14 protein-coding genes are annotated in these 17,260 nt (G+C 72.5%); 12 read left to right on the top strand and 2 right to left on the bottom strand.

The features are described from left to right. Window positions 1-28: 28 nt before the first annotated feature. From HNQ01_RS10875 to fusA, 11 genes are all read left to right on the top strand, one after another. Window positions 29-955 (top strand): MBL fold metallo-hydrolase, encoded by a 927-nt coding sequence (locus HNQ01_RS10875; protein ID WP_286180693.1) that lies wholly within the window; start codon window positions 29-31, stop codon window positions 953-955. A 58-nt stretch (window positions 956-1,013) separates the two neighbouring features. Next, entirely contained in the window at window positions 1,014-1,790 is a 777-nt protein-coding gene (locus tag HNQ01_RS10870; RefSeq protein ID WP_173805454.1) for an SHOCT domain-containing protein, read from the top strand. A gap of 91 nt (window positions 1,791-1,881) precedes the next feature. Continuing rightward, complete coding sequence (locus HNQ01_RS10865) at window positions 1,882-3,372, top strand: AMP nucleosidase (protein WP_173805453.1); 1,491 nt, start codon at window positions 1,882-1,884, stop codon at window positions 3,370-3,372. An 81-nt stretch (window positions 3,373-3,453) separates the two neighbouring features. After that, complete coding sequence (locus tag HNQ01_RS10860; RefSeq protein ID WP_173805452.1) at window positions 3,454-4,611, top strand: GGDEF domain-containing protein; 1,158 nt, start codon at window positions 3,454-3,456, stop codon at window positions 4,609-4,611. Window positions 4,612-4,753: 142 nt separating this feature from the next. Continuing rightward, window positions 4,754-6,229, top strand: a complete 1,476-nt coding sequence (locus HNQ01_RS10855) for an efflux transporter outer membrane subunit (protein WP_173805451.1) — start codon at window positions 4,754-4,756, stop codon at window positions 6,227-6,229. Window positions 6,230-6,242: 13 nt separating this feature from the next. After that, a complete protein-coding gene (locus HNQ01_RS10850) occupies window positions 6,243-7,571 on the top strand; it encodes an efflux RND transporter periplasmic adaptor subunit (RefSeq protein WP_173805450.1) in 1,329 nt (442 codons plus the stop codon). Further along, window positions 7,568-8,299, top strand: a complete 732-nt coding sequence (locus HNQ01_RS10845; protein ID WP_173805449.1) for an ABC transporter ATP-binding protein — start codon at window positions 7,568-7,570, stop codon at window positions 8,297-8,299. Before HNQ01_RS10850 ends, HNQ01_RS10845 begins: the two co-directional genes overlap by 4 nt. Next, window positions 8,296-9,501, top strand: coding sequence for an ABC transporter permease (locus HNQ01_RS10840; protein WP_173805448.1), 1,206 nt, complete (start codon window positions 8,296-8,298; stop codon window positions 9,499-9,501). The genes HNQ01_RS10845 and HNQ01_RS10840 overlap by 4 nt, the downstream gene beginning before the upstream one ends. Before the next feature lie 59 nt (window positions 9,502-9,560). Continuing rightward, a complete protein-coding gene (locus HNQ01_RS10835) occupies window positions 9,561-9,899 on the top strand; it encodes an antibiotic biosynthesis monooxygenase family protein (protein ID WP_173805447.1) in 339 nt (112 codons plus the stop codon). 364 nt (window positions 9,900-10,263) lie between these two features. After that, complete coding sequence (locus tag HNQ01_RS10830; RefSeq protein WP_173805446.1) at window positions 10,264-10,668, top strand: hypothetical protein; 405 nt, start codon at window positions 10,264-10,266, stop codon at window positions 10,666-10,668. 545 nt (window positions 10,669-11,213) lie between these two features. Further along, a complete protein-coding gene (gene fusA, locus HNQ01_RS10825; RefSeq protein ID WP_173805445.1) occupies window positions 11,214-13,271 on the top strand; it encodes an elongation factor G in 2,058 nt (685 codons plus the stop codon). On the opposite strand, the gene HNQ01_RS10820 is transcribed toward fusA, so the two are convergent. Further along, window positions 13,272-14,906, bottom strand: coding sequence for a hypothetical protein (locus HNQ01_RS10820; RefSeq protein WP_286180690.1), 1,635 nt, complete (start codon window positions 14,904-14,906; stop codon window positions 13,272-13,274). A 117-nt stretch (window positions 14,907-15,023) separates the two neighbouring features. Between HNQ01_RS10820 and HNQ01_RS10815 the strand changes: the two genes are divergently transcribed. Beyond that, a complete protein-coding gene (locus HNQ01_RS10815) occupies window positions 15,024-16,271 on the top strand; it encodes a glycosyltransferase (protein ID WP_173805443.1) in 1,248 nt (415 codons plus the stop codon). A 22-nt stretch (window positions 16,272-16,293) separates the two neighbouring features. Here the strand turns inward: HNQ01_RS10815 and HNQ01_RS10810 are convergent, their stop codons facing one another. Beyond that, on the bottom strand, window positions 16,294-17,235 hold the full coding sequence (locus HNQ01_RS10810) for a LysR family transcriptional regulator (protein ID WP_173805442.1): 942 nt from the start codon (window positions 17,233-17,235) through the stop codon (window positions 16,294-16,296). Window positions 17,236-17,260 lie beyond the last annotated feature (25 nt).

The raw sequence follows: 17,260 nt of genomic DNA, 5'->3' as shown, positions 1-17,260 counted from the left end.
ACCTTGGCGGGTATATAGAATGCCCCGCATGGACACGGCCATTCCCTCCCCCTTCGCCAGCCAGACCACCGGGCGGATGCGCGTCGACACCTTCTTCGACGCGGCGACCTCGACCTTCTCGCACCTGGTGATCGATCCGGACAGCCGCCAGGCCGCGATCGTCGACAGCGTGCTCGACTTCGACGCCAGATCCGGCCGCACCGGCACGCAGGGCGCCGAGCGCCTGGCCGCGCAGGTCGAGGCGCTCGGGCTGACGGTGCAGTGGCTGCTCGAGACGCATGTGCATGCCGACCACCTGTCGGCGGCGCCGTGGCTGCAGGCGCGACTGGGCGGCACGATCGCCATCGGCGCGATGATCACCACGGTGCAGAAGACCTTCGGCACGCTGTTCAACGCCGGCGACGACTTCGCCCGCGACGGGCGCCAGTTCGGCCGCCTGTTCGCCGACGGCGACACCTTCGCGATCGGCGGCCTGCGCGCGACGGCGCTGCACACGCCCGGCCACACGCCGGCCTGCCTGACCTATGTGGTCGAGGATCCCGACGACGCGCAGGCCGCGCCGGCCGCCTTCGTGGGCGACACGCTGTTCATGCCCGACTACGGCACCGCGCGCTGCGACTTTCCCGGCGGCGATGCCGCGACGCTGTACCGCTCGGTCCGGCGGGTGCTTGACCTGCCCGGCGACACCCGGCTGTTCATGTGCCACGACTACCGCCCCGGCGGGCGCGCGCTGGCGCATGTCGCGACGGTGGCCGAGCAGCGCGCCGCCAACGTGCATGTGCACGACGGCGTCGCCGAGGACGCCTTCGTGGCGATGCGCCGCGCGCGCGACGCGACGCTGGACATGCCGGTGCTGATGCTGCCCTCGGTGCAGGTCAACATGCGCGCCGGCCACCTGCCGCCGCCGGAATCCAACGGCGTGCGCTATCTGAAAATCCCGCTCGACCGGCTCTGACATGCCGCGGCGCGGAGGTGTCTGCTAGGCTGGCCGGCAGCACTCCCGAGGAAACCCCATGCTCCAGCTCTCCGACACCGGCCTTCAGGCCGTCGCCTCGATCGCCGCGCGCCACGGCTTCAGCACGGAGGCGGTGACCGTGATGCTGCAGGCGGTGCAGGCCGGCGGCGGCACGATGGCGCAGTTCAGCCACCCCGAGTTCGGCGGCTCCGGCCAGTGGATGAGCGGCGGCATGCTGATGCTCGGCGACATGTTCAACCACGGCCTGAAGGCGCGGGTCGACGGCCTGTGCCGCGAGCTGGCCACGCTGACGGCCACCCGCGGCGACCTGTGGCTGAGCGCGCCGGTCTTCGGCGGTGGCAGCGCCTGGTGGCCGGCCGAGCTCGGCCAGCCGGCCGCCAGCGGCGCGCAGAACCAGATGCGCTACGCCTGGTTCCCGCAGGCGCGCCGCCTGGCGCTCGACAGCGGCGGCGACGTGTGGGTCTACGACACGCTCGACCACCAGATCGGCGGCTTCTCGCAGCAGCAGGGCGCGAGCGGCGGCATCGCGATGAGCAGCCAGTTCGGTCCGGTCGACCTGGCGCGGCTGCCGGTGGTGATGCGCGGCGGCATGCCGGTCGTGCCGGTGCCGGCGCCGGCCCCCGTGCCCGCCCCGGCCTTCGCGCCGATCGCCCAGATCGCGCCGATGTCGCCGCCCGCGGCGATGCCGACCGGATCCGCCGGCGGCGAGGACATCCTGGCGACGATCGAGAAGCTCGGCGCGCTGCTGCAGCGCGGCCTGCTGACCGAGCAGGAGTTCGCCGCGAAGAAGGCCGAGCTGCTGGCGCGGCTCTGAAATCACACCTTGAAACCGCAATGATCCCGGCCGCGGCCGCTGCACGCGGCGCGGATCTACAAGAATCCGCGGGCTGCGGGCAGAATGGCTCATGCCCCGCACGCTCATCACCACCCAAAGCTTCACCGACGCCGAAGCCGCGTTCGCGCATGCCAAGGCGATCTACGACTCCGGCATCGCGCACCTGCGCCAGTCGCTGAAGGAATTCGTCGGCGGCCGCGACGACTTCGGCGGGCGGGTGCGGGCCTGCTATCCCTTCGTGCGGGTGCGGGTCGACACCGTCGAGCGCGCCGACTCGCGCCTGGCCTACGGCTTCGTCGCCGGCCCCGGCACCTACGAGACGACGCTGACCCGGCCGGACCTGTTCCGCTACTACTACCGCGAGCAGTTCAAGCTGCTGCTGCGCAACCACGGCGTGGCGCTGGAGGTCGGGCTGTCCCACCAGCCGATCCCGGTGCATTTCAGCTTCGCCGAGCACGACCACATCGAGGGCACGATGACCGCGGAGCGGCGCTCGCGCCTGCGCGACCTCTTCGACCTGCCCGATCTGGCGGCGATGGACGACGGCATCGCCAACGGCACGCACGAGTCCAGCACCGGCGCCGACGGCCAGCCGCGCCACCCGCTGGCACTGTTCACCGCGCCGCGGGTCGACTACTCGCTGCACCGCCTGCGCCACTACACCGGCACGCTGCCCGAGCACTTCCAGAACTACGTCCTGTTCACGAACTACCAGTTCTACATCGACGAGTTCGTGCGCCTGGGCCACGAGCTGATGGCCGACGACGCGGGCGAATACACCGCCTTCGTCGAACCGGGCAACGTCGTCACCCGCCGCGCCGGCCTGCCCGCCGAGCCCGGCGACGAGCTGGGCGCGCCGCCGCCGCGGCTGCCGCAGATGCCGGCCTACCACCTCAAGCGCCACGGCCACAGCGGCATCACGATGGTCAACATCGGCGTGGGGCCCAGCAACGCCAAGACCATCACCGACCACATCGCCGTGCTGCGCCCGCACGCCTGGCTGATGCTGGGCCACTGCGCCGGCCTGCGCAACACGCAGCAGCTCGGCGACTACGTGCTGGCCCACGGCTACGTGCGCGAGGACCATGTGCTCGACGAGGAGCTGCCGCTGTGGGTGCCGATCCCGCCGCTGGCGGAGATCCAGGTCGCGCTCGAATCGGCCGTGGAGGAGGTGACGCAGCTCGCCGGCTACGAGCTGAAGAAGATCATGCGCACCGGCACCGTCGCCTCGACCGACAACCGCAACTGGGAGCTGCTGCCGCATCCGGGTCCGGAGCGCCGCTTCAGCCAGAGCCGCGCCGTGGCGCTGGACATGGAAAGCGCGACGATCGCGGCCAATGGGTTCCGTTTCCGGGTTCCATACGGTACCCTGCTCTGTGTTTCCGACAAGCCGCTGCACGGCGAGATCAAGCTGCCCGGCATGGCCAACCACTTCTACCGCGAGCGCGTCGACCAGCACCTGCGCATCGGCATCCGCGCGATCGAGATCCTGCGCCACCAGGGGCTCGACCACCTGCACAGCCGCAAGCTGCGCAGCTTCGCCGAAGTGGCCTTCCAGTAAGCCGTCGCGGCCGCTGGCTCGCCGCTCCCGTTTCCCTTCGTGCGGTCCGCGCCGGCCGGACCCCTCTGCCGCCCTGCTCCGATGCCGCCGCTCGATGTCCGCACGCTGATGATGATGTTCACGGTGAACGTGTTCGCCGTGGCGCTGGCCTTGCCGGCGATCATGGGCTGGCGCATCGGCCCGGCGGCGCGGCAGGCGGTGCTGTCGACGGGGCTGCAGGCGCTGGGCTGGTTCGGTCTGGTGCTGTCGACGCTGTGGCGCGACCTGTGGCCCGACCAGCTGCTGTCGACGCTGGCGATGGCCGGCATTTCGGCCGGGCTGGTGACGCTGTGGCGGGCGCTGGCGCTGTGGACCGGCCGCGAGGGCCGCGCCTGGCCGCTGTGGACGCTGACCGGGCTGATGACGCTGGGCTACGGCCTGGGCTTCGACAGCTACCCGTGGCGGGTCGGGCTGGCCAACGGCGTGCTCGGCCTGCAGATGCTGGCGGTCACGCACGCGGCGCTGCGGCACTCGCCGCAGACCGGCTGGCGCTGGCGCGCGCTGATCGGCTCGTGCATGGCGGCGATGGCGGTGGCGACCTTCTGGCGCGGCGTGCTCGGAGCCTTCTTCACCGCGTCCTATCCCTACCTGACCGCGCCGCATCCGGTCAACCAGGCCGCCGCGGTGCTCAGCCATGTGACGCTGCTGCTGTCGACCGTCGGCATCCTGATGGCCTACCGCGAGGAGGCCGAACGCCAGCTGCGCGAGCAGGCCATCACCGACGGCCTGACCGGCCTGCTCAACCGCCGCGCCTGGACCGAGCGCGCCGAGGCGCTGCTGTCCGATGCGCGCCGCTACGGCCAGCCGCTGGCGCTGCTGATGATCGACATCGACCACTTCAAGCGCGTCAACGACGAGCGCGGCCATGCCTGCGGCGACCAGGCGCTGCAGCTGCTCTCGCGCATGCTGCGCGAGGAGCTGCGCTCGGGCGACCTGGCCGGGCGCTACGGCGGCGAGGAGTTCTGCCTGCTGCTGACCCACACCCGCGAGGGCCCGGCGCTGTCGCTGGACCAGCGCCTGCGCCAGTGCCTGCGGCTGCAGTCGGAGCAGGAGCTCGGCTTCGTGCTCGAGTACAGCGCCGGCCTGGCCTCGCTCGGCCAGGGCGACATCACGCTCGACGACCTGCTGCGCCGCGCCGACGGCGCGCTGTACGAGGCCAAGCGCGCCGGGCGCGCGCAGGTGGTGCTGGCGGCGCGCTGAACCGGGCCGGACCGCCGCCGGCAAACAAGTTTCTTTACCGTCAGGTCATGCGAAGGCCGGATCGGGATTGATACAAATCAGGCTGGACTCTCCGGATGGTGGCGACGATGAATCCTCCGTCGCGTCGCTGCCGCACCTGCCGATGACCTCGCCCTTCTTTCTCCGCCAGCGCCGGCACGCCGGTCTGGCGGCCGCCCTGGCCGGCGCGCTCGCGCTGGCCGGCTGCGCCAGCGGCCCCCGCCCGGCCGCGTCCGCGCCCGCCCCGATCGCCTCGGCGAGCCCGACCCCGCAGGACGCCGCGGTCGCGCAGACCCTGCCGGCGCTGTCACGCTGGTGGCAGTCCTTCGACGATCCGCTGCTGGCCGCGCTGGTCGACGAGGCGCTGGCCGGCGGCACCGACCTCGCCACCGCACGCACCCGCGTCGACCAGGCCCGCGCGCTGCGCCAGCAGGCCGCGGCCGCGCTGGCGCAGCAGATCGGCCTGGGTGCCAGCGCGACCCGCCAGCGCAGCAGCGGCAGCACGAGCACCGTGCTGGCCGTGCCGCAGCTCTCGGCCAGCTGGGAACTCGACGCCAGCGGCCGACTCGGCTCCACCGAGCGCGGCGCCGCGGCCGACCTGGCCTCGGCCGAGGCCGGCCTGCAGGCCAGCGCGCACAGCGTCGCCGGCGAGGTCGCGATCGACTACATCGCGCTGCGCGGCAACCGCGCGCGGCGGGCGCTGGTGCAGTCCAGCCTCGAGGCGCAACAGCAGACGCTGCAGCTGACGCAGTGGCGCGCGCAGGCCGGCCTGGCCTCGACGCTCGATGTCGAGCAGGCCCGCGCCAGCGTCGAGCAGACCCGTGCGCAGCTGCCCGCCTGGGACACCGCGATCGCCCAGGGCGAACATGCGCTGGCGGTGCTGCTCGGCCGGGAGCCGCGGGCGCTGCAGGCCCGGCTCGGCGACGACGGCCGCCTGCCCTCGCCCGGCGACGCGCTGGCCGGGCTCGACCGTCAGCTCGAGGCCGGCGTGCCGGCCGGGCTGCTGCTGCGCCGCCCCGACCTGATCGCCGCCGAGGCGACGATCACGGCCGAGCTGGCACGGCTCGACGCCAGCCGCGCCGCACGCCAGCCGGACTTCGCGCTGTCGGGCACGCTGGGCTGGAAGGCACTGACGCTGGCGGCGCTGGGCAACAGCGCCTCGCTGGTGGCCACGCTGGCGGCCTCGGTCGACTGGACGCTGACCGACGGCGGCCTGCAGGCCGCGAGGATCGATGCGCAGCAGGCGGTGCTCGAGCGCGCCCGGCTGAGCTGGCGCGCCGCCACGCTCGCGGCGGCGCAGGACGCCGAGGACAGCCTGTCGGCCGCCGCCGGCAGCCGCGAGCAGGCCCGCGCGCTCGACACCGCGGTCGAGGCCGCGACGCAGGCGCTGACGCTGGCGCGCCAGCGCTACGAAGCCGGACTGATCGACTTCACCACGCTGCTCGACGCACAGCGCACGCTGCTGACGCTGCAGACCAGCCGCGTCGGCGCCGAGGTCGAGCGGCGCCAGAACCTCGTCCGCCTGTTCAAGGCGCTCGGCGGCGGCGTGTCCGCGGCCGATCTGGCGGCGCTGTCCGTGCGCGCCGCCTCCACCCGCTGAACCGCTTGTCCCCATGGCCTCCGCTGAACCGAACCGCTCCCGCCCCGATGACTCCGCCGCCGTGGCCGACCTGCTCGGCACCGCGGCGCTGCCGCGGCCCTGGTGGCGCCGCCGCACGATCTGGATCGGCGCGGCGCTGCTGGCGGCCGCCGGCACCGGCCTCGTCGCCTGGCAGGGCCGCCAGCAGGCGCAGACCGCGCCACGCTTTCTCACCGAGCCGCTGGCCCGCGGCGACCTGGCCATCACCGTCACCGCCAACGGCACGCTGCAGCCAACCCGCCAGGTCACGATCGGCTCGGAACTCTCCGGCACGATCCGCCGGGTCAACGTCGACGTCAACGACATGGTGAAGGTCGGCCAGGTGCTGATCGAGCTCGACACCACCAAGCTCGACGACCAGATCGCGCGCTCGCGCGCCACGCTGGCCTCGGCGCAGGCCGCGGTGCGCCAGGCCGAGGCGACGCGGGCCGAGCAGCGCGCCGGCCTGGCCCGGCTGGAGGAAGTCTCGCGGCTGTCGGGCGGCAAGGTGCCCTCCGGCACCGAGCTCGACGCCGCACGCGCCGCGCTGGCGCGCGCCGAGGCGGCGCTGGGCAGCGCGCAGGCCAGCGTGGCCGACGCCGGCGCCGCGCTGCGCATGGACGAGACCAACCGCGCCAAGGCCGCGATCCGCTCGCCGATCGACGGCGTCGTGCTGACCCGCTCGGCCGAGCCGGGCAATGCGGTGGCCGCCTCGCTGCAGGCGGTCACGCTGCTGACGCTGGCCCAGGACCTGCGCCAGCTCAACCTGCAGGTCAAGGTCGACGAGGCCGACGTGGGCCTGGTCCGGCCCGGGCAGAAGGCCGGCTTCACCGTCAGCAGCTGGCCCTCGCGCAGCTTTCCCGCGGCGATCCGGCGGGTGGCCTACGGCTCGACGACCACCGACAACGTCGTCACCTACGCCACCGACCTGACGGTGGACAACGCCGACCTCAGCCTGCGCCCGGGCATGACCGCGACCGCGACGATCGCCGCCACCGAGCGCCGCGGCGTGCTGACGGTGCCCAACACCGCGCTGCGCTTCACGCCGACCGTCGCCGGCCCCCAGGCCGCCTCGAGCGGCGGCCTGCTGTCGAAGCTGATGCCGCGCCCGCCCGGCGGCAACGCCCCGAAGCGCAGCGGCGGCACGAAGACGGCCGAGGGCAGCCAGCGCCAGATCTGGATCCTGAAGGACGGCGCGCCGCAGCCGCTCACGGTCACCACCGGCCTGAGCGACGGCCGTCGCACCGAGGTCGTCGGCGAAGGTCTGGTCGAGGGCTCGGCCGTCATCGTCGGCCAGGCGGGCGCCGCCGCGGGGGCGCGATGACCGCGGCGCACGGCCCGGCGCAGCCGCTGATCCGCCTGCGCGGCATCGAGAAGGTCTACGGCAGCGGCCAGGCCGCGTTCCGGGCGCTGCGCGGCATCGATCTCGACATCGACGAGGGCGACTTCGTCGCGATCATGGGCCCGAGCGGTTCGGGCAAGTCGACGGTGATGAACGTCCTGGGCTGCCTGGACGTGCCCAGCGCCGGCCAGTACCTGTTCCGCGGCGTGCATGTCGAGCGCTTCGACCGCGACCAGCGCGCGCGGCTGCGCCGGCAGTACCTCGGCTTCGTCTTCCAGGGCTTCAACCTGCTGGCGCGCACCTCGGCGCAGGAGAACGTCGAGCTGCCGCTGCTCTACCGCGGCGAGCCGGCCGCCGCGCGCCAGAAGGCCGCGCGCGAGGCGCTGGCCGCCGTCGGCCTGACCGGCTGGGAGCACCACACGCCGGCCGAGCTCTCGGGCGGCCAGCAGCAGCGCGTGGCCATCGCGCGCGCCATCGTCAGCCAGCCCACCGTGCTGCTGGCCGACGAGCCCACCGGCAACCTCGACACCGCGCGCAGCCGCGAGATCATGGAGCTGCTCACCGGCCTGAACCGCGACCGCGGCATCACCGTGCTGATGGTCACGCACGAGCCCGACATGGCCGAGTACGCGCACCGCGTCATCCGCTTCGTCGACGGCCTGATGGACAGCGACGTCCGCCAGACCGCGCGCGCCGAGGTGCCGCGATGATCGGCAACACCCTGCTGCTGGCGATCCGCGAGATCCGCCGCAACCTGCTGCGCTCCTTCCTGACCATCCTGGGCATCGTCATCGGCGTCAGCGCCGTCATCACCATGGTCACGCTGGGCCGCGGCGCCACGCAGGCGGTGCAGGCGCAGATCGCCAGCCTGGGCACCAACCTGCTGCAGATCCGCCCGGGGCAGCGCCTGGGGCCGGGCGGCAGCGGCGGCGCGCCCGCCTTCCGCGAGGCCGATCTCGACGCGATCGCCACGCAGATCGCCGGCATCGCCGCGGTCGCGCCCGAGGCACGCAGCAGCGTCACGGTGGTGAGCGGCGCGCGCAACTGGTCGACCAGCGTGACCGGCACCACCAACGCCTGGCTGAAGACCGGCAACTGGACGCTGGCCTCGGGCCGCACCTTCGAGGACACCGAGCTGCGCGCCGGCAGCGCCGTCTGCCTGATCGGCGAGACGCTGCACCGCGAGCTCTTCAACGGCGCCGATCCGCTCGGGCAGATGCTGCGCATCAAGCAGTTCTCCTGCACGATCGTCGGCCTGCTGGCCTCCAAGGGCCAGGCGGCGATGGGCATGGACCAGGACGACACGGTGATCGTGCCGCTGCGCACGCTGCAGCGCCGGGTCACCGGCAACCTGAACATCGGCACGCTGCTGGTCTCGCTCGACGACACGGCCGACAGCCGCGCGGTGCAGGCCGGCCTGCGCCAGCTGCTGCGCGAGCGGCGCAAGCTGGCCGCGGCCGACGACGACAACTTCAACATTCTCGACACCCGCCAGCTCGCCGAGACGATGTCGGGCACGACGCAGCTGATGACCTCGCTGCTCGGGGCAGTCGCGGCGGTGAGCCTGCTGGTCGGCGGCATCGGCATCATGAACATCATGCTGGTCAGCGTGACCGAGCGCACCCGCGAGATCGGCGTGCGCCTGGCCATCGGCGCGCTCGAGCACGAGGTGCTGCTGCAGTTCCTGATCGAGGCGGTGGTGCTCTCCAGCTTCGGCGGCCTGGTGGGGATCGCGCTGGCCACCGTCGCCTCGATCGGGCTGTCGGCGCTGCTGGCCATGCCCTATGTCTTCCAGCCCGGCATCAACCTGCTGGCCTTCGTCTTCTCGGCGGCGATCGGCGTGGTGTTCGGCTATGTGCCGGCGCGGCGCGCGGCACGGCTGGACCCGATCGAGGCGCTGCGCCACGAGTGAGCATGGCCGCGGGCGGCCCACAATCGGCCCCTCCATCCTTCCACCAGGAGCCGCCCGCCATGCCCGTCGTCATCTTCCGCAACCGCCTCAGGCCCGAGTCCGTCGACGAATACACCGCCTGGGCCACCCGCATGAGCGATCTGGCCCGGACGATGCCGGGCCATGTCTCGCACAAGGGCTTCACCGCCGCCGACGGCGAGCGCGTCACCATCGTCGAGTTCGAGACCGACGCGGCCATGCACGCCTGGGCCACCCATCCCGAGCATGTCGCGGCCCAGGGCAAGGGCCGCGCCGACTTCTACCTCGAGTACTCGCTGCAGGTCTGCGACCTGCGCCGCGAGACACGATTCACCGCGGCACCGCCTGCGCCGGCTCCCGAGGGTTCCGGTCCGACGTGAATAGTTCACAAGATGAGCAAGCGATCGTGATCGCCGGCCTTCCCTGCGCTGGTGCAGGCCGATCCGGACCGGATCGATCGTTTGCTGCAATGCACCATGATGATCCGCGAAGCGCCCCCGAACGGGGGCGCCGTCCTTTTCACGGTGCATTTCCCGACCCATTCCAGGGCCGGCCTCAAGATTTTCCGGTCCGGTCCAGACCGACACCGCAAATCACTCCCCTTGACTAAGGGTTGTCCCGTATCAATACTGGCTTTACATTTTTTCAAGACCCGCTCCGACCTGAACCTGTGTCGACAGGAAAAGGCTTCGCCCATTTCCTCGCGGAAATGACAAGGACACGCCCCCAGGATCACCGACCGCCATGCCCGAGACCCTCCCGCCCGCGGCCGAGCCGCCGATGACGTCCAGCCCGCCGGCACCGGCAGCGGCTGCTGCCGCGCCGAAGCGGCTGCTCATGCGTCATCCGGCCAGCGGTCGGGAATGCCACGCGCCGATCGGCTACGCCTGGCCGGTGCTGCTGTTCGGACCGCTGGCGATGGCGCGCCGGCGCGACTGGAGCGGTGCGCTGGTCTGTCTGGTGCTGCCGCTGGCCGGTCAGATCCTGATGGCGCCGCGCGCCAACCGGCGCCACCTGCGCCGCCTGATCGCGCAGGGCTACCGGGCGGTCAGCACCGCACCCGGTCGCGTCAGCCACGCGGAATGGCTGCTGGGCATGCAGATTCCGCGCTACAGCAGCCGGCGCTCCCCGCCCGGCACGGTTTCATGAAACCATCATTGTCACGTCATCATCGCAGGATATTCTTCCATGGACGATCTTTCCGCCATCACGCTGGTTTCCGCGACGATATTCGTCTTCCTGCTCTGGCGCTGGTCGCGGGCTTCCCGCCGGGTCCGGGAATGACAGGGCGACACTTTCCATATTACTGATCTCTCCTGATATTATCTTTCTGTTCTTCCTATCTTCGACCTATGCAGAAGGCCCGCTTCACGCGGGCCTTTTTTCTTCCTGCCCTCCCGGGCAAGGCGGGGACGCCGGCATGGCCCGATCCCGCGGCCGGCGTGAACGGGTGCGGGTCATCGTGCAGGGCCGCCGTCATCCATCCATCGCCCCCATCGTCCCGCGGCCCCCGTCGCGCGTCCGGCCGAGAAGCCCCCGGACAGTCCCCTTCATCGGTACGCCCTGGAACTCAAGTCCGGCCGCCCCCTGCCGAGTGCCCGCATCGGGCACCGGCTTGACCGGGCGGCTTGCCGAGCCTGGGGGATCGGCGTAGGGTGAACCGCATCCGGTCCACGCCCTCGAGGAGAGTCACGATGTCCACGCCGTCCTCCGTCTCCCGCATCCGCACGCTCGCGCTGGTCGGCCCCGGCGGCGCCGGCAAGACCACGCTGGCCGAGGCGCTGCTGCAGCGCGCCGGCATGATCGGCGCCGCCGGCAGCGTCGATCGCGGCAGCACCGTCAGCGACTTCGATCCGGTCGAGCGCCGGATGCAGCACTCGCTGGCCACCAGCACGATGCACCTGACGCATGACGACCATCTCGTCCACCTGCTCGACACGCCCGGAAGCGCCGACTTCCTCGGCCAGTCGCTGCCGGCGCTCGAGGCGGTCGAGACGGCGGCGATCGTCGTCGACGCGGTCGCCGGCATCGAGCCGATGGCGGTGCGGATGATGGATTGGGCGGCCGGTCGCCAGCTCGACCGGATGATCATCGTCAACCGCATCGACATGCCCGGGGTCGACTGCGCGGCGCTGCTGGCCGCGCTGCAGACGACCTTCGGCCGCGAATGCCTGCCGCTGAACCTGCCGGCCGCCGGCGGGCGCGAGGTGGTCGACTGCTGGTTCGCGCCCGAGGCGGAACCGGGCCACGAGGCGGACTTCTCCTCGGTCGCCGCGGCGCACCGCGCGCTGGTCGAGCAGGTCGTCGAGGTCGACGGCGAGTTCGTCGAGCGCTACCTGAACGAGGGCGATGTCGATGCGCGCGAGCTGCACGCGCCGCTGGAGCAGGCGCTGCGCGAGGGCCATCTGATTCCGGTGGTCTTCACCTCGGCACGCACCGGGGCCGGCGTCGCGGCGCTGCTCGACGTGATCGTGCAGCTGCTGCCCGACCCGACCGAGGGCAACCTGCCCGACTTCCTGAAGGGCGAAGGCGCCGACGCCCGGCCGATGCACGCCCGGGTCGACCCGGCGCAGCATGTGCTCGCGCATGTCTTCAAGGTCGCGATCGATCCCTACGTCGGCCGGCTCGGCGTGATGCGGGTGCACCAGGGCACGATCACGCCGGGCACGCAGCTCTACGTCGGCGACGGCCGCAAGCCCTTCAAGGTCGGCCATCTGCTGCGGCTGCAGGGCAAGGAGGCGACCGAGATCCGCAGCGCCGGCCCCGGCGAGATCGTCGCGGTCGCGAAGATCGACGAGATCGCCTTCGACGCGGTGCTGCACGACGCCGCCGAGGACGACCACATCCATCTGAAGCCGCTCGACTTTCCCGTGCCGGTGCACGGTCTGGCGCTGAAGCCGCGGCGCCACGGCGACGAGCAGCGCCTGGCCGAGGTGCTGGCGCGGCTGGCCGCCGAGGATCCGTGCCTGAAGATCGAGCAGGTCAGCGCGACCCGCGAGACGGTGGTGTTCGGGCTCGGCGAGCTGCACCTGCGCGTGATGCTGGAGCGGCTGCGCGAGGTCCACCATGTCGAGGTCGAGACCGCGCCGCCGCGCATCGCCTACCGCGAGACGCTGACCGCAGCCGCGCAGGCCCAGCACCGCCACCGCAAGCAGACCGGCGGCGCCGGCCAGTTCGGCGAGGTGCATCTGCAGGTCGAGCCGCTGCCGCGCGGCGCCGGCTTCGAGTTCGTCGACAGGGTGCGCGGCGGCGCGATTCCCGGCGTGTTCATCCCGGCGGTCGAGAAGGGCGTGCGCCAGGCGATGGAGGCCGGGGTCATCGCCGGCCATCCGGTCGTCGACGTGCGCGTGACGGTGCTCGACGGCAGGCACCACAGCGTCGACAGCAAGGAGGTCGCCTTCGTCGCCGCCGGCCGCAAGGCCTTCGTGCAGGCGATGCGCGAAGCCTCGCCGATCGTGCTCGAGCCGATCGTCGACGTCGAGATCACCGCGCCCGAGGCGCGCATCGGCGACCTGACCGGCGATCTGGCCTCGCGCCGCGGCGAGGTGCGCGGCACCGACACGCTGGCCGCCGGCCAGGCGCGGGTGCGGGCGCGCGTGCCGCTGGCCGAGCTGTCGGGCTACCAGACGCGGCTCAGCTCGCTGACCCGCGGCGAGGGCCGCTACACGCTGGCGCTGGCGCACTTCGACGTCGTGCCCGCGCATGTGCAGGCGGAGATGACCCGGCGCTTCGAGCTGAAGGACGAGGACTGATCACGCGCGCGGCGGGCGCGGCCCGCGCGCCAGCCCGAGCTTGTCGCCCAGCGTCAGCCGCTCGTCCGACAGCAGGTCGAGAAAGTCCGACAGGCGCTTGGAGCGCACGATCATGTAGCCGGTCAGCAGCAGCGAGACCGCCAGCGTGACGGCGAAGATCAGCAGCCGCCGCGGCCAGGACGAGCCGGCCTCGTCGAGCAGGTTCATGCCGAGAAAGCCGGTCGACAGCGTGCCGATCAGGCCGGCGATCGTCACCACCGTCAGCCGCACCACGGTGTTGGCCTGACGGCGCAGGCTGTCGGTGTCGAGGTAGGTGTTCATCTCGCTGATGCGCTCGCGCACCTCCGGGTGCAGCGCGTCCAGCCCGAGGTGGTCGGCGCACAGGCGGTAGAGCGCGCGGGTCTGCGCCTGCTCGGCGAGGTCGTGGAACCAGTAGCGGTGGGTGAAGCGCAGGAAGGTCTCGAAGTTGCCGCGCACCGCCCGCTTGAACTGCTTGACCGAGGCGGCGTCGCGGATCTCCAGCGCGTCGAGCGCCACCACCAGCCGGTCGGAGAACATCAGCAGCGCCGCCTTCTGGAAGTGCGCGATCAGGAACATCAGGAAATGCTGGTGGCGGAACTGCGCCAGCACGCCGCGCTCGCGGTCGACGAAGAAGCGCGAGCCCGCGCGCCCGACCACCACCAGCGCGTGGCCGCAGCACAGGTAGCGGGTGAAGGGCGCCGCGCCGCCGGGGCGCCAGAAGCGGTCGTAGCAGTGGCGGGCCTCGAAGTCGGCGACATGGCGCTCGGCGAAGGGCAGCTCGGCCTCGCCGTCGCTGCCCTGCCCGGCCACCAGCCCGAGGCGGATGAAGTCGGCGCGGCCCAGCGCGGCCGGATCGTCCAGCGCCAGCCAGGCCATCACCGGCATGCGGTGGTACTCGATCTGGCGCACCCGCAGCAGCGGGCCGGCGCCGTCGTCGGGCTCCTCGTCCTGCTCCGGGCGCAGCGGCTGCAGCAGCCAGCGCCAGTGCGCCGCCAGCCGCGGCGCGCGGTGCAGGCCGACGAAGTCCAGGAAGGCCTGGCGGTCGGTCGCGTCCGACGCGCACAGCGCCCGGTCGCCGGCGCCGAGCCACTCGACCTCGCTGGCGCAGTGCAGCGGCTGGCCCTCGCCGTCCCAGCCCGGCGGATAGGCGCGGCCGAAACGGTAGAGCAGCTCCTGCGCCACCGGCAGCGGCAGCTCGTCGGCATGGACCTCGACATGCAGCACCACCACGTCGACATCGTGGAAGAAATAGAGATCGACATGCTCGACCGCCAGCCGCAGCGCCGGCCGGTCCGGCGCCAGGCGCAGGCGCACCGCCTGCACGTCGTCGCGGCGCAGCACCCGCATCGACGAGCCGCCGCCGGTGCGCGCGCTGCCGGCGCGCGGCCCGTCGCCGTAGAGAAAGCGCTGCACATGCGGCAGGAAGGTCACGAACTCCTGGTAGTGGCGCTCGCTCGACGGGCCGCGGCGCATCTCGGCGGCCTCGCGCCACGGGCTGCCCGGGCGCTCGAGCACCGCGGCCCAGGGCTGCAGGCGCAGCCGCTCGTCCTGGCGCGGCAGCAGCTGCAGCGGCCACAGCAGGCGCTGGCGGAAGTGTCGGATCATCGTCGTCATGCCCGGCATTGGACCTGCGCCGATCCCCCCCGCCCATGCGGATTGCCCGCATCCGCGCGGGGAAGCGGTGATCCTTCCTTTTTTCACATCCGGCGGCTGCGCATACTGGCCGGCACCATGCGCATCCTCTTCGTCCACCAGAACTTTCCCGGCCAGTACGTCCACCTCGCCCCGGCGCTCGCCCAGGCCGGCCACGAGGTGCGCGCGCTGATGCTCGAGCCCACCGCGCGGCCGCTGCCCGGCGTGACCTGCACCCGCTACAGGGTGACGCGCAGCAGCACGCCGCAGATCCATCCGTGGGTGGCGGAATACGAGACCAAGGTGCTGCGCGGCGAAGGCTGCGCGCGCGCCGCGCTGGCGCTGCGCGAGCAGCACGGCTTCATGCCCGACGTGATCTGCGTGCATCCCGGCTGGGGCGAGGCGCTGTTCCTGCGCGACATCTGGCCCGAGGCGCGCCAGCTGCACTTCGTCGAATGGTTCTACGGCTGGGAGGGCCACGACGTGACCTTCGATCCGGAGTTCCCGCCGCGCGGCATCGAGGCGCGGCTGCGGCTGCGCGCGAAGAACACCCACCTGCTGCAGGGCCTGGTCGAGATGGACGCCGGCGTGTCGCCGACCGCCTGGCAGCGCTCGACGGTGCCGCCGGCCTTCCAGCACAAGATCCGCACGCTGCACGACGGCGTCGACACCGACCTGATCCGCCCCGATCCCGAGGCGGTCTTCGAGCACGGCCCGCTGCGCCTGCGCCACGGCGACGAGGTGCTGAGCTTCATCAACCGCAACTTCGAGCCCAACCGCGGCTATCACGTCTTCATGCGCGCGCTGCCGGCGCTGCTGCGCGAGCGCCCGCAGGTGCAGGTGGTGATGGTCGGCGGCAACGGCGTGTCCTACGGCGCCCGGCCGCAGGACGGCCGCAGCTGGCAGGACACGCTGCTCGAGGAGATCGCGCCCCAGCTCGACGAGGCGATGCGCGCGCGCATCCACTTCGTCGGCCGGCTGCCGCATCCGCAGCTGATGAAGCTCTACCAGGTGACCCGCGCCCATGTCTACCTGACCTACCCCTTCGTGCTGTCGTGGTCGATGCTGGAGGCGATGTCGGCCGGCGCGCTGGTGATCGGCTCGCGCACCGCGCCGGTCGAGGAGGTGATCGAGCACGGCCGCAACGGCCTGCTGGTCGACTTCTTCGACCGCGAGGGCCTGGTGCGCACGATGGCCGACGCGCTGGCCGCGCCGCCCGGCACGCATGACGCGATCCGCAGCACCGCGCGCGAGACGGTCGTGCACCGCTACGACCTGCGCCGGGTCTGCCTGCCGGGCCAGGTGGCGCTGGTCGAGGAGATCGGGCGCGGCCCGCGGATCGCCTGATCGGTCAGCAGGACCGGCAGGATCAGCCGGCCTCGCGCATCGCCTCGGCCAGGAAGTCGACCACCGCCCGGATGCGCGGCAGCCGGTCGCGCTCGGGCAGCATCACCGCCCAGACCGGCGCCCAGCCCGGATCGCGGAACGGCGCCAGCACCTCGACCAGCTCGCCGCGCGCCAGCAGCGGCGCCACCAGCAGCGTGCTGTGCCAGCCCAGGCCGAGGCCCGCGCGCACCATCTCGAGCCCGAGCCAGGTGGTGTTGGCGCTGAAGCGGCCGCTCACCGGCCAGGGCCGGCGCTCGCCCTCGATCAGGAAGGTCCAGCGGTTCAGATGCCCGGCGTTCAGGTGCGTGACGAGCGGAAAGCGCGCCAGATCGACCGGCGTCTGCGGCGTGCCCAGCCGCGCCAGCAGCGCCGGCGCCGCGCAGACGATGCGCCGGAAGCGCCCGACCCGGCGCGCCACCAGCCCCTCGTGGCGCAGATGGTTGGTGCGCAGCGCGACATCGAAGCCTTCGGCCGCCAGATCGACGATGCGGTCGTCGGCATGCAGCTCGATGCGCAGGTCGGGATGTCGCGCCGCCAGCGCCGGCAGGGCCGGCACGACGAAGCACTGCGCCAGCGCCGGGCTGACCGCCAGCCGCACGACGCCGCTGGCACGCTCGCGCCGCGCCGACAGCTCGTCGGCCAGATCGCCCAGCGCGGCCAGCACCTGGCGGGCGTGCTGAAGCAGCGTGCCGCCCTCCGGCGTCAGGCTCAGGCCATGGGTCGAGCGGCGCAGCAGCCGCACCCGATAGATCGCCTCCAGCCGGTCGACCGCACGCGACACCTGCGAGGCCACGCCGTCGCGCTCGCGCGCCACCGCCGAGAACGAGCCCAGCTCGGCCACGCGCACGAACAGCGCCAGATCGGCCGGCGCGGCATGGCCGGGCGCCTCGGGCGCAGGGGCATCAGGACGGGTTTTGCTCGGCATGCAAAGGCGCTGGGCACGGATGAGG

Origin of the sequence: Sphaerotilus uruguayifluvii (assembly GCF_013294065.1) — a bacterium.
In the GTDB taxonomy this organism is placed as follows: domain Bacteria; phylum Pseudomonadota; class Gammaproteobacteria; order Burkholderiales; family Burkholderiaceae_C; genus Sphaerotilus; species Sphaerotilus uruguayifluvii.
This window is presented reverse-complemented; position numbering and strand designations above follow the sequence as displayed.

What these genes read in the sequence shown, in the direction of transcription:
- HNQ01_RS10850 (WP_173805450.1), top strand. Translation starts at nt 6,243, where the DNA reads ATGGCCTCCGCTGAACCGAACCGCTCCCGCCCCGATGACTCCGCCGCC.
- HNQ01_RS10835 (WP_173805447.1), top strand. Translation starts at nt 9,561, where the DNA reads ATGCCCGTCGTCATCTTCCGCAACCGCCTCAGGCCCGAGTCCGTCGAC.
- fusA (WP_173805445.1), top strand. Translation starts at nt 11,214, where the DNA reads ATGTCCACGCCGTCCTCCGTCTCCCGCATCCGCACGCTCGCGCTGGTC.
- HNQ01_RS10870 (WP_173805454.1), top strand. Translation starts at nt 1,014, where the DNA reads ATGCTCCAGCTCTCCGACACCGGCCTTCAGGCCGTCGCCTCGATCGCC.
- HNQ01_RS10855 (WP_173805451.1), top strand. Translation starts at nt 4,754, where the DNA reads ATGACCTCGCCCTTCTTTCTCCGCCAGCGCCGGCACGCCGGTCTGGCG.
- HNQ01_RS10875 (WP_286180693.1), top strand. Translation starts at nt 29, where the DNA reads ATGGACACGGCCATTCCCTCCCCCTTCGCCAGCCAGACCACCGGGCGG.
- HNQ01_RS10845 (WP_173805449.1), top strand. Translation starts at nt 7,568, where the DNA reads ATGACCGCGGCGCACGGCCCGGCGCAGCCGCTGATCCGCCTGCGCGGC.
- HNQ01_RS10810 (WP_173805442.1), bottom strand. Translation starts at nt 17,235, where the DNA reads ATGCCGAGCAAAACCCGTCCTGATGCCCCTGCGCCCGAGGCGCCCGGC.
- HNQ01_RS10865 (WP_173805453.1), top strand. Translation starts at nt 1,882, where the DNA reads ATGCCCCGCACGCTCATCACCACCCAAAGCTTCACCGACGCCGAAGCC.
- HNQ01_RS10820 (WP_286180690.1), bottom strand. Translation starts at nt 14,906, where the DNA reads ATGACGACGATGATCCGACACTTCCGCCAGCGCCTGCTGTGGCCGCTG.
- HNQ01_RS10840 (WP_173805448.1), top strand. Translation starts at nt 8,296, where the DNA reads ATGATCGGCAACACCCTGCTGCTGGCGATCCGCGAGATCCGCCGCAAC.
- HNQ01_RS10860 (WP_173805452.1), top strand. Translation starts at nt 3,454, where the DNA reads ATGCCGCCGCTCGATGTCCGCACGCTGATGATGATGTTCACGGTGAAC.
- HNQ01_RS10830 (WP_173805446.1), top strand. Translation starts at nt 10,264, where the DNA reads ATGCCCGAGACCCTCCCGCCCGCGGCCGAGCCGCCGATGACGTCCAGC.
- HNQ01_RS10815 (WP_173805443.1), top strand. Translation starts at nt 15,024, where the DNA reads ATGCGCATCCTCTTCGTCCACCAGAACTTTCCCGGCCAGTACGTCCAC.